This is a genomic window from Flavobacterium geliluteum (assembly GCF_017948595.1).
In the GTDB taxonomy this organism is placed as follows: Bacteria; Bacteroidota; Bacteroidia; order Flavobacteriales; family Flavobacteriaceae; genus Flavobacterium; species Flavobacterium flavipigmentatum.
This window is the reverse complement of sequence record NZ_JAGFBV010000004.1, coordinates 192,602-208,425: the sequence shown is the minus strand read 5'-3', so window position 1 is coordinate 208,425 and position 15,824 is coordinate 192,602. Positions and strand designations below refer to the sequence as shown.

Here is a 15,824-nt window from a genome sequence, read left to right as displayed (position 1 = left end):
AGTCGATAGCATTCATGCAATGATTGCGCCTTTAAGGGGATTGTTTCCAGATCGGAAACTCAATCCGCAGACCATCAGAATGAGCGTTATCTGCAACTGGCTCAATGAGAAAAATATTTCTTTGGAACGTGCTCAGGAACTGGCTGGGCATAAATGGCCGGGAACTACGGAAAAATATATTAAAGTTAACAGCTCGCATCAGAGAGAAATGATTAACCGTTACTTTCCTACAATTTGAGAAATTGTTTTAATGTAAATATTCTTGCTAAACTGACAATTATTCTTTACGTTTGATAAAAAGGATATCACAGTGACCGAACAACAAAATGGAAGAATTGTAAGTATTGAAAGACAGATTTCTAAAATTGATATTTTAATAACCAATTATAGAACTTTAGCTATATCTATTATTGTTATAGGATTTTTATTGATTTTTGTTTTTTATGGTATTTTATTAGGAGGTAATACAAATCAAAATGAAATAATTGATAAGCTTGGATCAATATCCGGAGGCGTCGTTTCATCATCATTTTCTCTCGCAGGATTATTTTTAGTATATGTTGCCTTTCTAGGTCAAAAACAGCAAATTTTATATCAGCAAATAGAGTTAATCCATAATAGATATGAACTTGAACTTACTAGAACTGAAATGTCCAATCAACAGCTTGAAATGAAAAAACAGAATGAAACTCTGGAAATTCAGAAGTTTGAAAATTTGTTTTTTCAACTGTTGAAGAATCATAATGATATAAAGAAAGCGTTTTACTATATAATGGATTTGAATCTTTTCGCTAAGTTTATCTTAGCTTTTTCAAATCATTTACCAAGTAGTGATGGCAGAGATTATGAAGAAGAAACTTTGCATCGCTCTTACAGGGAAACTTTGGATTCAGTTTCGACATTTGACTATGCATTTTTGTATCAAATTAATTCATTACTCAAATTTGTGAAATTAGACGGAAACCAAAATATCAATAAAGAACAGTATATTCAGTTTGTGATTCAATCATTATCATTGTCTGAAAGAAGATGTATGTTCCTAATTTGTAATTATTGCACTTCTATTAACTTTGAGGATAAAAAATATATTTTAGAATGTAATGTTTTAAATGATATTAATATTTCAAACTTTGAAGATTTTAGTGGAGGAGTTTTTTTTATGTAAATATGACGAACGAATATATGGAAGATACAATTTTTAGCAGTTCTTCGGATGAAGATTTTAAGTTCGAAAATCAGACTTTTGATAATATGCTGATTGAAAGGAAGCTTGATACTGAACGAGATATTTTATTTATAAATTGTACATTCAAGGAATTAGTAGCATTTGAAAATTTTACAGCGCGAGCTTTCGATTTTATGGATTGTCATTTTGATAAAGGACTGTCTATTGATAAATCAACGTTAAATTCATTATCTTTTTTCAATTGCGATGGGTGGGATATTGAAATTAGTGCTAATTCATCACATTCTCTATCATTGAGAAGCGTAAAAGCTAATATAATTGAAATAAATGGTGACTATACGGAACTTCAGATTGTTTCATCAACCATTAAAGAAATTAAGTTAAATAATGTAAACAGTACTTATTCGCATAGAGAGTCTAAAATAAATTTTTTAGAGGATAATAAAATTCAAAAAGTAAATTTAGAATGTTCGACTAATTTTTCAATAATATCTTTTAAAGCTGGGATTTATGATTCGGTTTTTTTTGATGGAGATTTTAAAAAAAGAATCTTGTTTAGTGGAAATTTTGAGATAAAAAATTTATATCTGGACGGTTCTGTATTTCAGAACAGAATAGATTTTGAATGTGGAATATTTGAACATGTAAGTTTTTATAGAAGTTTATTTAAAGGTTTAATTTTAATAAGTGATGTAAATTATTTTGAAAACAAACCGAGAGAATTAATAATAAAGTCTCTTACGTTCCATTCATGTAATTTTGAAAAAGACGTTACTGTACATATTAGAAAAATTCAAAGATTTGATACTTCAAATTGTAATTATCTTGAAATACTGAATGTGAATAATTTTGCCGTTGAAAAGAGTGATTTAGTAATGATTAGTTTAGCAGGAGTAAATAAGGGAACAATAATAATTGAAAAAACATATGCTGATATTTCATTATTAGGTATAAACCTTGGAAATATATTCTTTAAAGATTTAGATGTTTCTACTTTTTATCTCTCTGAGTTTCAAAATACAGGTTCAGTTTCATTTTTAAATGTAAAGTCAGGACTTTTCTTTGTCATTCAAGACAGTATATCAGGTAACCTAAATTTTTTAAATTCAGATATTAATGTTTTTAATGAAATAATTATAACTAACAGTAATATAGATGGAGCAAATTTTAATAGGTATCCTTTGAAAATTTTATCCTTTAGTAAATTTCCTAATGCCGGTTACGGTATAGAAAAGAAATCTCTGCGTAATCATAATTTAAAAAATGTTTACAATCAGCTTAAGAAAACGGCAAGACTGAAAGGTGATGTTGATAGCGCTAATAGATTTGAATCACTTGAACACAGGCAACTACTTTTAAGCAAAAAAATAAGTTTTGATAGTATACTTTTATTTTTAAATTTATTATCAAATAATAATGGAAGAAGTTGGTTTCAAGGAATTATTTTTACTTTACTAGTTGGATTACTCTTCTTTACTTTTTATCTAAAAACGATAGGAATCAATTTTGGAATGGATGATTGCTACCAAGATTATATTTTATTTATGACTTCTTTTCCAAAATTATCCCTTGCTAGTTACTATAACGATAGCTGGGAGACTCAATTTATTATTTGGTTATCTAGAATTTTCATAAGCTATGGTATTTATCAAACAATTGCGGCATTTAGAAAATATGGCAAAGGTTAAAAAGCATTAATTTTTTAATCATATAATTAAGAATGTAAATTAAATAACACTGAGTGTATAATTATTATCTTTGTATTGATGACTAAAAATCTATATATAATAGCAGGCTGTAACGGAGCTGGTAAGACTACAGCTTCATTTACAATTCTTCCTGAAATTTTACAGTGTAAAGAATTTGTGAATGCTGATGAAATAGCCAAAGGACTTTCGCCGTTTCAACCGGAAAAGGTAGCTTTTGAAGCGGGAAGAATAATGCTTCACAGAATAAATGAGCTATTAACGAATAACGAAGTGTTTGCCTTTGAAACTACTTTAGCCACAAAAAGCTATAAACAGAAAGTGATCACAGCTCAGGAAAAAGGTTATAAAGTTGTACTTTTGTTTTTCTGGCTGAATAATGTTGATCTGGCTATTGAGAGGGTTAAGCTCCGGGTTCAGGATGGCGGGCATAATATTGAAACCGATGTTGTAAGGCGACGGTATAAAAATGGAATTACAAATTTATTTGATATATATTTGCCGATAGTTAATGAAGCATTGATTTTCGATAATACATCTGTAGAAGCTGAATTAATAGCGCAAAAAACATTAGGTAACGATATTGAAGTTATAGATAAAATCAAGTTCGATAAACTCAAAAATCACGAATCATGGGAGAACACAAAACAACAACAACAACAACAACAACAACAACAACAACAACAACAACACCGACTCAAAAGAAGATTATAGAGGCAATGGCTAAAGTTGCTGAAAAGTTAATTGAATCTAAAAAGAAAAATGATAGCGATCTGGCTGTAATGCAGGATGGTAAAATCGTAAGAATTAAAGCCAGTTCTTTATAAAATATTATTTCAATGACAATCGAAAGCCCTCAGAAATGAGGGCTTTTTTTGTGAGATAAATTGGCTATGTTTTTATTAGGAAAATAACCGAACTAAATCTAATTTCGTATTATAGGAAAATGTAAATGGACGTTCTTTATATGGAGATTTTTTGCAAGGGGTTGTTTTATATAAAAAAGGTTTACAGAACCCTATAAGTATAAGTATAACAATAAAGAGCTTCAAGACGAGCTATCACTGAACTTGTACGATTATGGTGCACGTAATTATGACCCTGCACTTGGTCGATGGATGAATGTTGACCCGCTTGCAGAAAAAATGCGTAGACACAGTCCTTACAATTATGCGTTTGATAATCCAATTTATTTTGTTGATCCCGATGGAATGGCACCTGAAGGCCCCGGAGATCCTGTAAAAAAGATAATAAAGAATGTAGCTAAAAGTATTGGAAGAACTGGAAAACAATTAAGGTTAAAGAAATTAGTTAATGATAAAAACATTAGTAGTGCGGATAAAGGTTGGATAAAGTCTGAAATAAACCAAATAGCAAAAGGTAAAAGAAAAACTATAAGAAATCCACCTGGAAAAGATTTAGCTCATGAAAGAGGTCGTGAGGCGGCTAAAGGATATGATTATGAACACTCTAATTTGCAAGATAGAGATTTACATCGATTACAGCATAAATATGATAATTTTGGGAAAGCTAATAAAGAAAGAGTAGTTGAATCTGCTGCAGCGGTAACGGCGACAAAAGGATCTGTAGGTTCAACTGAAGACTCTATGAGTTCATCAGAAAATCAACAAAAACTAGAAAAAACTGCAGGAGATATCGTTGGTTTTGGTACTATTTTAACTGATAATGTTGAAAACATCGGAAATAAAGTTTTTGGAAATAATGATTTAGGTACATTTGTAGATGAAATGAACCCTATTAATTTGGGCATTTCGGATTTATTTAAATCTATGAATGAAGTTTTAAATGAAAATAAAACTACTAAGAATAAATCAAAAAAAAATTGAGCTATTAAAAAATATAACTTCTTTATCAGATTAGGGTTAGAACTTATATATAGCTAATGATATAAAATATTTTGTAAAAAAAAGAATAATAAAATGAATTTAAATGCAATTGAAATTGAGAATATTTCAAAATTAGAACCTTTTAAGAGATATAAATATTTTATAAAAAAAATTGCTGATTTTGAAGAATTATGGACGCTTATGGATAAAAATGGTCATATAGCATTGTCTGAAGTTGACAATAATATTTTAGTATCTTTTTGGACTGCTGAAGCATTTATTACAAGCAGTTTAGATGAAAATTGGAAAGAGTGTGTTCCGTTAAAAATAAGTTTAGATGATTTTGAAGAAATTTTTATACCTATAATTATTGAGAATGAGTATTTAATAAATGTTTTTCCTGTTCAGGGTAAATCAGGTTTTGTAGTTAATATAAGTGAGTTCATAAGAGATTTAAATGAAGAACTAGAAAATTATGAATAAAAGATACCCTGCTCTTCGAAGTCGGTAATGTATCAGATGTGTTGGTGGTTAATTATTACATAAAATATTTATAGATTATCAATGATTTATATTAATATCGCATAAAAATTAAAACAGTCTTCGGGCTGTTTTTTTATTTTATAATGTCTTAAATCGAAAAAAATGGAGTAAAACCAGACTAGGTGTTACAGATGTGTTGGTGAAATTACAAACATGATAAAATATGGAAAAACAAAATCTGGCGTTCAGAGATATATTTGCAGAGTATGCGGGAAAACCAGAGTTGAAAATTATGTATATCTTGCTTATAAAGGAGATATAAACCAGAATATTATTCAATTAACTAAAGAAGGTTTGGGAATAAGAAGCACTGCGAGAATATTAAAAATTTCAACCACAACCTTGTTAAAAAGAATTGTATCAATTGCCAAAACTATTAATCAGCCGATTATCAGTAAAGGCAAAACTTATGAAGTTGATGAGCTGTGCACTTATATCAGACACAAGAAAAATTATATCTGGCTGGTTTATGCATTGGAAAAGAATTCTAAAACAGTTGTGAGTTTTAATGTTGGGAAACGAACCAATAAAACGCTGAATCGTGTTCTGGAAACTCTAAAATTGTCAGAAGCAAAAAAGATATTTACAGACAGACTTAAAAACTACAGGTATCTGATTGACGAGAAACAGCATTCAGTTAAACGCTTTGGGACAAACCATATTGAACGGAAAAATTTGACATTCAGAACTCATCTCAAAAGACTAAATCGACGGACAATCTGCTTCAGTAAAAGTTTAGTGATTTTTATAGCCGTTTTAAAGATTTACTTTTGGTTTTGAGTTAGGTCTTTAATGGTCTATTTCAGGAGCTAAACGAGACAATTTTCGAACGATTTTATTGATGATTTGAATAAGTTGCTAAAAAGTAAGATTAAATCGAAAATTATCTTTTTAAGCTAAAATAGCTTTTGAATACTGCTTCATTCAAACGATTAACCACAAACCAATAATCTGATGAAGGCTTTTTTTGATTAAAATAAGTTTCATCCCAATTAGTATTACTAGTTAATTCCTTGATTAATTAGCTATAACGATCAAAAATTCTAATAGAAGAGTTTGAGACTAAATATTTCGGCTTCTTAATTATTTTTTTATAAAAAAAGTCTAATTTTTATTATGCTATCTAAAATGGCAGGATTTTATAAACTTTTAGCGGGATTTTCGCAATAGTTTACAAAACAGGGTATTGTAGTTTTGTTTTAACTTCAATCCAAGACAATTAAAACATTTTTTTTTTAAGTGGAGCAGGATTTGAATTATGATTCTGAAATTTAGTTACCTGATTAACAGCAAGATTTAAATCAGGAACAAAAATTTCTAAACGAATGAGATTTCACAATTGTATTAATTTAAATATCAAAAAATGAGATTAAGTATAACTGTTAAAAAACGAATTCTCTATGCTATATCCCTTCTGTACATACTTCTTTTTGTGTATGCCGCAGTTAGTAAGCTACTTGACTATGACAACTTCCGTATACAACTTGGTCAGTCGCCTCTTTTAAGTGCTTTTGCTTCATGGATTTTCTGGATTGTCCCCTTGGCTGAACTCTTCATTGTAGTATTGCTGGCAACTCCAAGATTCAGAAACTGGGGACTATTTGCCTCAGTGTGTATGATGACTATGTTTACAGCTTATATTTTTATTGTACTCCATTACAGTTCTTTTGTTCCTTGTTCTTGCGGTGGTCTATTGGAAAAAATGAGCTGGGATATACATTTCATTTTTAATATTGTTTTTGTTTTGTTAGGATTATTGGGACTTATCTTAGAGCATAACATCAGTAGGAAAAGTAAATCGTTTAGAAAACCTGCTATTGGGATAAAAATAACCATAGTTTCAGTTGCTGTGAGCATACTAGCAGTTGTTGTTTTATTTTTAGCATCAGAACAGATTATGCACCATGAAAATCCTTTTATCAGAAGGTATCCTCAGCATCCTATTATGCTGCAAAAAACAGTAAATCTAAAATTCAATTCGTACTATTTTGCAGGAAGTAGTGAGAACCGAATATACCTTGGGAATTACACAGATCCTTTGCATATTATTGCTTTTGATTCTGCTTTAAAGATTAAACAGACATTTAAAATCTCTTTTAACCCAAAAGAGATACCATTTAAAAGGATAAAAGTTTTAGTAAAAGGAGCTTATTTTTATTTGATGGATGGAACTGTTCCTTGCATTTTTTGGGGAAGGACAAATAATTGGAAAGTTACTAGGGAAATAAAAGGGCTTCATTATTTTACAATCGCTGAGCCTTTAGACAGTACCTCGGTACTATTCAGGTCTAATAACGGCAAGAATGCAGCACATATTTTTAGCACTTTTAAGGCAGAAAGGTCCCCAAAGATTATCTATAACGACTCACTTTTACAGCAACAGATAGATGGAGTTTTTGATACGGACGGCATGCTGGTTTACGATGAAAAAATTAGACGGATGATCTATGTCTATTATTACAGAAATGAATTTATGGTTGCAGATGATAATGTAAAACTCTCCTACAGAGGTCATACAATTGATACAATTTCTCGTGCTCAAATTAAGGTAGCTTACCTCAAAGATAATACTGAGAGAAGAATGGCAACACCACCGATGACTGTTAATGCAAATGTTGCTGTTCATGCCAATCTTCTTTTTGTAAATTCCAAAATTCAGGGGCGTTTTGAAGACATGAAACTATGGAAGCAGGCTTCGATAATTGATGTATATGACCTGAAGAAAAAAGCTTATTTAATGAGTTTTGCCATCTATCATATTGAGGATAAAAAACTCCAATCTTTTAGAGTGACAGACACCCATTTGTATGCTTTGATAGGTGATGAATTGGCTGTTTATGAGCTTAGAGATATACTAAAAAAAGAAATAAAAATGCTCGAATAAAGTATAGCATTAAAATACATTGGCCGATGTCAGGAAGCCAGATCGAAAACCTGTAGAAAAGAGTAGATCCTATATTTAATTTAATAGTATTATTATGAAAACGTTATTTTTAAAAAATGTAATGCCAGTGGTAGTTATTACGCTGGGAATTACGGGAGCATTTGCCACCATGTCCATGCAAAGTACTGAAAAAAGCTCTGCGCCAAAAATTGGATATGCTCTCAATGCCCAAGGGGCTTGTAACATTCCGGTAAACTGTGACACAAGTGGATCACAAACGTGTCGTCTTAACGGCGTATCTGGGCCACAGGCATTTGGTAAAAATGCTCAAGGCAACTGTAATGAAGTATTGTATCGACCAGCAAACTAAATGTTTGAGGTTTTTGTAAATTGTAATGCAGTTCCACTCTGGAACTGCATTGCTTTTTTTAACTTATTTTAAAATTTATTTCACACCTTGAGTTATCCATTCTGCCGATAAATCATCTTTTAAATAGTAGGCAAACCATTGCTGAATCCTGTGAGTCATATCTTTTTGATTAATTGGTTTTGAGATACCATGCCCTTCATCGGGATAAAGCAGCATAATGCATTTTTTACGCAGACTTCTAAGGGCAAAATAAAATTCCATAGTCTGATGAGGATCAATATTATAATCTTCTTTTCCCGTCCATAACAAGAGTGGCGTATTTACTTTATTGGCATACGTTATGGGAGAATTTCGCCAATAGATTTCAGGATCTTCAAATGGGGTCTGGGTTATTTTCCATTGTCCATTTGCAAAGCGATACATGTTAGGGTAAGAAAAGTTTTTGGCCAGAGTAAAATAAAAACTTGTTAGATCGGTACTTGATGCGCTTGCTATGGCGGCGGCAAAAAGGTTTGTTTGCGTAATTATAAAAGAAGTCTCATAGCCTCCGAAGGAATGTCCCATCAGTCCAATTTTCTCTGGATTTATAATTTCTTTAGCAAGCACTTCTTTGACAGCTGCCAAAACACAATCTAAGGCTGAATAGCCTAGTGTATCATACTCTACAATGATATCGGGAAGAAGAACAAAATATCCTTGTGTGGACCATAGAGTATCATTATCTTCATCCTCCATGTATAATGTAGGATTTACATATTTATGATGCTGATCGTACTGCCTTTGGTAGACATGTACAATCATGGGGTACTTTTTTTTGGCGTCATAATTTGCTGGGTAACGAAGAACACCTTTCATTTTTATCCCTGTAGCGTTCTGGTAATCGATAAGTTCAGATCTTCCCCAATGGTATTTTTTTTGCTGTGGATTACTTTGGAAAATGCAAATAGGATTGGAATCTTTTTTAAGTACCATCAGCTGGGGTGATAGGTCAAATTTTTGTTCCCTGTAAAATAAATTTTGTTTCTCAGACGTATAAGTAAGCTGGTCTATGTAACTCTCGTTAAAACTAATTGTTTTTTCTCCCGAATCCTTATTCCATTTAAAATAACCCGTTTTTCCATCATCGCCTTGCCCATGCAAAATCAATTCTTTCTCCAGATCAAAACTGTCCAATTTTAGCGCATCGTAAATAAAAATATAAGGCTGTCTGCCGGGTATATTTGCCAGCCTGTATTTTATTTTTAATTCACGTCCATGGGTGAGTCTCCTAAAAGAAGTTCCATCGGGCTTAATCGCCCACAAATCGAACTCGTCATACAGTAGCATTTCTTTATCTCCCAAACTCCAGCCTGCATTTGAGTTTTTTGCTGCGATGGAATAAGATAAATCTTCCGGCGTAAATTTAACGTTCATTCCAGCTGTAATGTTACGATGTGTATTATCTGCAATAGTATACACCCACCAATGGCCATCTTTAAAATAAGAAATATAGTTTCCTGTCGGGGAGGGTATTAGTTCTAAAAAATGAGCGGAATGCTTTTTTAAAAACAGTTGTTTTTCGAATGTTTTTAGGTTGACAATATAAATATCACTTGGCCCCGGTTTTATTACAAATTGAGGTTCATAATCCTTTGGATTAAATAAAAGAGCATACTGCTGATTACCAGAAAGCATTAACTTGGGGAGTTCGCTCGTGGTTAGTTCAGTGGCCATATCGGAAAAAGGTAGCCAAATCCCAACTGAGGGAACGGTTGATGACGGACCGTCTTTTTCTCTTTCGACAAAAAGAGATTTATCATTGGAGTTCCAAATTTCAACATTGGAAGTATTTCTATTTTCAGTTAATGGATTATTATTTTTTGTTGTAAAAAACACCTTTTGCATATCATCAGAAATGGAAATTTTAAAGGTAAAGTCTGCCGGTATAAAGGTATTCTTGGAGAAATTTGACAATATTGCCAGATCTAGATGGTATAACTTATCGTTTTCAAGTGTGTAATAAAACAATGCAGTTTTGGTTATCTCAGTAGACCGTGTTACAAAAGCAACCGTTTTTCCATCTTTATGCCAAGTAAAGCCAAAACTTACATCCTCCACATTTGATGGAATTAGCTTTTGCTTTGCGGTATCTTTTAGATTCAGAAGGATAACTGTATGTCTACCTTTTATAATAGTTCCATAAATCAGGTGTTGCTGGTTGGGACTTAAAGAAAAATCAGTAACATCGGCTATTTTCTTCACAACCTTGCCATTTGGAGTTTGTAGGATGAGTCTTTTTTTATCTCTTGGCAGATTGATTGTCAGGAGCAAAAGATCGGCCGGTGCTGAATAGTCGAATTGATTAATTGATGGCATATACTGCTGTTTCCCTGTATTGAGATCTGTAATTTGCAATCCCTCATTATTTTGACAAACAAAAACGTTTTTTTTAGTGAATAAAGAATGCTCAATTGCCACAAAGGAGAAGGTTTTGAGACTTACAGCATTGCGAACAAATAAGGTATCAACATTATTCTGGTACGTCATTGTATAGCTGATCCAATTCTGGTCAGGAGATATTTTCTCCAGACTCAGAGTACCCCACAAGGGATAGTCTGCAGCGGTGAGATCTTTTTTTTGCACAGCCTGTCCCCATAAGGAACAGGCTACTAATGGCAAAATTAAAAATAAAATTAAAAAAAAGTGTAAACGCGCATTTAGCAATAAAGAAGAGCTTAGAGGGCTGAAATGCTTTCTGGTGCCGAAGTGTATCATCTTAAACGACTTTAATATCCTGGGTTTTGAGCACCAAGATTAGGATTCGAACTCAATTCACTCTGAGGCATGGGAAATAAATGATCCGTAGTATTCCATCCCGGTTTACTATTTGAGAGCACCTTATTTATTTGATTGAATCGTTTTAGATCAAAAAAACGGTGTCCCAATTCGGTAAAGAATTCCCATCGTCTCTCATTTAGTATGGCATCCAAAATTTCTTCTTTAGTGATTGCTTTAGTATCATCAAGACCTGCACGATTTCGGATTTGGTTTAAATCTTCTTTAGCACCGATTAAATCGCCCTGATGTGCTCTTGCTTCGGCTCTAATTAGGTATTGTTCTGCGAGTCTGAAAACAATGGAATATTCTTTGGATATTGAAGTAAAGTTTTTCTCTTTATACTTATATGCGTGGTGCCACGTTGCTGTACCATCACCGACTGCTTTAATCCAGTTCGAGCCTCGCAGGTCAGTTACTGAAAAGGAACCTACAAGATCATTATTCAAAGCCACCAGAGCTGGCGGACCCAAAAGAAAAATAAAAGTGGATGCTTCCTGCGTATTTTGACCGGCTTCTGCCGACTGTAGCTGCCAAATGGTTTCTTTGGAATTCACTAAAAAAACCTGATTTATATTTTCTAGAGTAAACAGATTGGTTTGGTTAAGAATTGCAGAAGCTTCGTTGGCCGCCTCAGGATAAGATTCATTGTAGAGATAAACCCGTGCTAAAAGCGCACGGGCAACATATTTGTCTGCACGGATTCGTTCCAAGGCACTATAATCCTTTTGTAATAGAGTAATAGCGCTTTGCAGATCACCTATAATATTCTGATATACCTCACTGCTAGGCATTCTGCTGACTTTACTGTTTTTTTTATAATCGGTAATGGTGATATAGGGAACGTCTCCAAAGATATTCACCAGATAAAAATGTACAAGGGCACGAATAAAAAGAGCCTCTCCTTTAAGCTGTTTTTTATTTTGATCTGAAAGCTTAGTACTGGCTTCTATACCTTCTATTAAAGAATTAGCAGCATAAATCTGATTATACGAGTCATTCCAGTACTGAGCAACATCAGGATTTTCAGCTAAAAGACTATTATTATAGAAGGTCAAACTAGGATTTGAAGGTGTACCATAAGGAATTATCTCATCTGTGTAATTACCGAGTTGATTCGATAGTCCTATATTGTTACCAGTGAGTAGGCCCTTGTCCCTGATTTTTGCATATATGCTTGTAAGGGCTGCATTTGCAGTAGCATAATCCTCAAATACCGTTACGGTGGTAAGCTGTGATTTGGGAAGGTCTACCTCGAGAAAAGAATCACAGCTATTGATAAAAAAAGACAGTATTGCTAACCACAACATTTGCTTTGCTATATCATAAAATGTTTTCATACTATATTGTTTTAAAATGTTAATTGGGCTCCTAGAGTGATGATTTTAAGAGGTGGCAAGAATCCTGAGGAAGTAAACTCAGGATCCCCGTCTTTGTATTTGGTAAAAGTCAAAAGATTTTGGCTCTGCAACATAATTTTACATTGCATCGCCTTTGTAGGCATGGGCAATTGATAAGACAGTGAGATATTTTTAAGTCTTACAAAAGAAGCATCTGTTATGGAGGCGTCGCTTCTGTCGTATAAATAATCGGCTGTTACAGCCTTACTATTATAACCGGTTGTATACAATTGATAAGCAGTAATGTCTCCGGCCTTTTGCCAGCGATCTGTTTTGGATACCGGTTGATTAGACATCTGTCCTGCAAAACCCATTGGATTTATTTTGTTTTTTTGTTTGACAAATTGAAATAAAAAGTCAAGATTCCACTTTTTGAAACGCAATTGATTTTGCAGACCGCCATAATATTTTGGATTAAGATCAATAGTTTTTTGTTTGTCCTCGGGAAAAGTAATCTTGCCGTCTTTGTTGATGTCTTCAAATTCATAAATACCAGTTTGTGGATTAACTCCTTTATATTGGTAAACAAGCTCAATGTTTAAAGGCTCATTAAGTCGGTATTTCTGGCTGTAGGGAGAATTTTCTAATCCGGGAAAACTAAGGAGTTTGTTCTTGGCAAAGGTAAGGTTCACGCTGGTTGTCCAGCTAAAATTTTCACGGTCTAGGTTATTGGTTCTGATGGTCATCTCAAGTCCTCTGTTCTGAACCACAGCATTCAAATTGGATTGAAGATTGGTAAAGCCAGTAGTCCCCGGAAGTGGCACTCCCACCAGTTGATTGGATGATTTGTTCTGATACCAGGAAACTGTTGTAAATATTTTGTCTTGAAAAAAACCTAATTCAAGTGCGGCTTCAAGTTTTTTGTTGGTTTCCCAACCAAAATCAGCATTGTAAAGTCTGGTTGGCTCAAGTCCAACGGTGCCATCATAATTTATTCCTGTGGTTGAGTAGGTATTTAAGAACTGATAGTCCCCAATTTGGTCACTGCCGGTAGTACCATAACTGGATCTTAGTTTTCCATAACTGATCCATGAGCTGTTTTTTAGAAAATTTTCATTTGAGAACAGCCATGCCACACCTACGGCTCCGAAAGTGGCAAATTGATTGCCAGGTCCAAAACGACTTGAACCATCGCGCCTGCCTGTAAGGTTAATGATGTAGCGCTTATCGAAATTATAGTTAACACGTCCGAAAAATGCCAGATACTTATATATAGTTTCATCATTAAGCAGTACATTAACGTACTTCGCAGAGGCCAGATTATATATGAGGCTGTTAGAACTATATCCGGTCCCTGACTGAAATAACCTTGTGGTAGTCTGACTTTGAAAAGTAGCCCCTGCAAGCAAATCCAGTTTTCCAAGTCCTAATTGCTTTACCCAGCTCACCTGTGGTTCTATAATCCATGAAAATCGATCCGTATTATTTACGTACAATGATGAATTGGCACTACTAACATTATAAGCTGGATTGTATATTGAGGAAGGAGAGATGCGGGTTTCGAGAGTATTTAAATCGGTATATCCTATATTACTTTTGATTATTAGTCCTGAAAACAGTTCATATGACAGTACGCAATTGGCAATAAAGTTATTTGTTTTGGATTCAAATTTAGCATTAAGATTACGCAAGGGATTATCCCAAGTACCATTTTCCCAGTTAAGGTTACCATTTGAATCATAAAGTTTAGGTGCATTAGGAGTTAGTGAACGGGCATCATAGGTAAAGTCAAAGGCGGGCTGATTATTATTTTGACTATTATATCCTGTTGAGAACGTTAGCCTGAATTTATTGTCTTGGGATCGGTGGTTGAGATTGAATTGGGAACCGCCTTTTCTATAGATAAAATCACCCGGAAATACGCTGGATTCCGAATGATAAGAACCGCTAATCAGGAATTGTGTCTTTTCTGATCCTCCTGAAATGGTTGTTTGAAGATCCATTATGCTATCAGTTCCACCGATCAGTTCCTTCTGCCAATCGGTATATCTGTTTTGATCCCATGTTCCATTTACATCATAATCTGACGAGCTGTATGGAATGTTATCATTTTTAAAAGCCTCTTTTCGCATAGCAAGATATTGCTCGGTATTCATAAGTTTCATGAATTTGGTAACAGTTCCAGATCCCATTGAGGGGGTAACAGTAAAAGTTGTTTTTCCCGCTTTTCCTTTTTTAGTGGTGATAAGTACCACACCGTTGGCTCCTCTGGAACCATAGATAGCCGTGGCATCTGCATCTTTTAGTATTTCAATACTTTCTATGGTATCCGGATTTATACTGTTTAAAGGACTTGTAGTGGATGGATAGATAGTGGAAGTCTGATTATATCCTATAGTTTCGGAAGCATAGGGTACGCCATCTATTATATAAAGAGGCGCATTACCTTCTGAGCGAATGCTATTTTGTCCTCTAATTTTAATATCAAAATTACCTCCTGGAACTCCTGTGGTCTGTATGATATTTACACCTGCCATACGACCTTGCATCGTAGCAAGTACATTAGTTACGGGTTGTATTTCGATATCTTTGGACGTAATGCGGGCGATACTTCCAGTACGTTCGCTTTCTTTTACCGAATAGTATCCTGCATTGATTTTTATTTCTTGAAGAGTTGTTGTATCAAACAATAACTCAACGTTAACTACAGACCGACCATTTATAGGAATCAAGGCCCTTTTAAAACCAACAAAGGAAACTATCAAAGTATCCTGAGTAGAAGCAGAAATAGTATATTGTCCACTGTAATCTGAAATAGTTGTAGAATTAGATTTACTTTTAACACTAATAGTTACACCAGCTAAAGGATTAATGCCATCGGTGATAGTACCCTGAATTTGATACTCTGGTAAAAAAAAGGTATCATAACAATCATAAGATTTAGCAAAAAGTGATGAGAAAGACAAGCAAAGCCAAATAAAAAAAAGACAATAAAGAGCTTTCCCATCCTTGTAAAATGAAAAAATATTCATAATATTGAATTGGTTAGTTAAACGATGATTTGATTAGCTACGGTCCTCTATACTAGTTTGGTCGCTGCGTAGAGGGCCATTTTTTATGCATTAAGTAAACGG

11 protein-coding genes and 3 pseudogenes are annotated in these 15,824 nt (G+C 33.6%); 10 read left to right on the top strand and 4 right to left on the bottom strand.

What is annotated here, in order from left to right; all coding sequences use genetic code 11:
• The 8 genes and pseudogenes from J3495_RS04085 to J3495_RS04055 form a co-directional block, all read left to right on the top strand.
• Window positions 1–238 (top strand): annotated as a pseudogene (locus tag J3495_RS04085) (tyrosine-type recombinase/integrase); the annotation flags it as partial.
• Between the two features lie 72 nt (window positions 239–310).
• Window positions 311–1,165: a hypothetical protein gene (locus J3495_RS04080; protein WP_210665296.1), complete on the top strand. Its 855-nt coding sequence runs from the start codon at window positions 311–313 to the stop codon at window positions 1,163–1,165.
• A gap of 17 nt (window positions 1,166–1,182) precedes the next feature.
• Window positions 1,183–2,874 (top strand): hypothetical protein, encoded by a 1,692-nt coding sequence (locus tag J3495_RS04075; RefSeq protein WP_210665295.1) that lies wholly within the window; start codon window positions 1,183–1,185, stop codon window positions 2,872–2,874.
• Between the two features lie 78 nt (window positions 2,875–2,952).
• Window positions 2,953–3,606: a zeta toxin family protein gene (locus J3495_RS04070; protein WP_210665294.1), complete on the top strand. Its 654-nt coding sequence runs from the start codon at window positions 2,953–2,955 to the stop codon at window positions 3,604–3,606.
• A gap of 305 nt (window positions 3,607–3,911) precedes the next feature.
• Window positions 3,912–4,106, top strand: a pseudogene (locus tag J3495_RS19420) (RHS repeat domain-containing protein); the annotation flags it as partial.
• Window positions 4,104–4,739, top strand: coding sequence for a polymorphic toxin type 8 domain-containing protein (locus J3495_RS19170; RefSeq protein WP_236025390.1), 636 nt, complete (start codon window positions 4,104–4,106; stop codon window positions 4,737–4,739). The pseudogene J3495_RS19420 and the gene J3495_RS19170, both read left to right, overlap by 3 nt.
• Before the next feature lie 93 nt (window positions 4,740–4,832).
• The gene (locus J3495_RS04060) at window positions 4,833–5,222 is read left to right on the top strand and encodes a DUF2750 domain-containing protein (protein WP_210665293.1); all 390 of its coding nucleotides are present in this window, start codon (window positions 4,833–4,835) and stop codon (window positions 5,220–5,222) included.
• Window positions 5,223–5,393: 171 nt separating this feature from the next.
• Window positions 5,394–6,062, top strand: a pseudogene (locus J3495_RS04055) (IS1 family transposase); the annotation flags it as partial.
• A gap of 103 nt (window positions 6,063–6,165) precedes the next feature.
• On the opposite strand, the gene J3495_RS19415 reads toward J3495_RS04055, so the two are convergent.
• Window positions 6,166–6,300: a T9SS type B sorting domain-containing protein gene (locus J3495_RS19415; protein ID WP_210665302.1), complete on the bottom strand. Its 135-nt coding sequence runs from the start codon at window positions 6,298–6,300 to the stop codon at window positions 6,166–6,168.
• A 345-nt stretch (window positions 6,301–6,645) separates the two neighbouring features.
• On the opposite strand from J3495_RS19415, the gene J3495_RS04045 reads away from it, so the two are divergent.
• Both J3495_RS04045 and J3495_RS04040 read left to right on the top strand, forming a co-directional pair.
• The gene (locus J3495_RS04045) at window positions 6,646–8,166 is read left to right on the top strand and encodes a MauE/DoxX family redox-associated membrane protein (protein ID WP_210665291.1); all 1,521 of its coding nucleotides are present in this window, start codon (window positions 6,646–6,648) and stop codon (window positions 8,164–8,166) included.
• 94 nt (window positions 8,167–8,260) lie between these two features.
• Window positions 8,261–8,536 (top strand): DUF6520 family protein, encoded by a 276-nt coding sequence (locus J3495_RS04040; protein ID WP_262898251.1) that lies wholly within the window; start codon window positions 8,261–8,263, stop codon window positions 8,534–8,536.
• A 75-nt stretch (window positions 8,537–8,611) separates the two neighbouring features.
• Here the strand turns inward: J3495_RS04040 and J3495_RS04035 are convergent, their stop codons facing one another.
• The 3 genes from J3495_RS04035 to J3495_RS04025 are packed head-to-tail and all read right to left on the bottom strand — an operon-like array spanning window position 8,612 to window position 15,722.
• Window positions 8,612–11,290: an alpha/beta hydrolase family protein gene (locus tag J3495_RS04035; protein WP_210665289.1), complete on the bottom strand. Its 2,679-nt coding sequence runs from the start codon at window positions 11,288–11,290 to the stop codon at window positions 8,612–8,614.
• An 11-nt stretch (window positions 11,291–11,301) separates the two neighbouring features.
• Complete coding sequence (locus J3495_RS04030; RefSeq protein WP_210665288.1) at window positions 11,302–12,690, bottom strand: RagB/SusD family nutrient uptake outer membrane protein; 1,389 nt, start codon at window positions 12,688–12,690, stop codon at window positions 11,302–11,304.
• An 11-nt stretch (window positions 12,691–12,701) separates the two neighbouring features.
• Entirely contained in the window at window positions 12,702–15,722 is a 3,021-nt protein-coding gene (locus tag J3495_RS04025) for a SusC/RagA family TonB-linked outer membrane protein (RefSeq protein ID WP_210665287.1), read from the bottom strand.
• Window positions 15,723–15,824 lie beyond the last annotated feature (102 nt).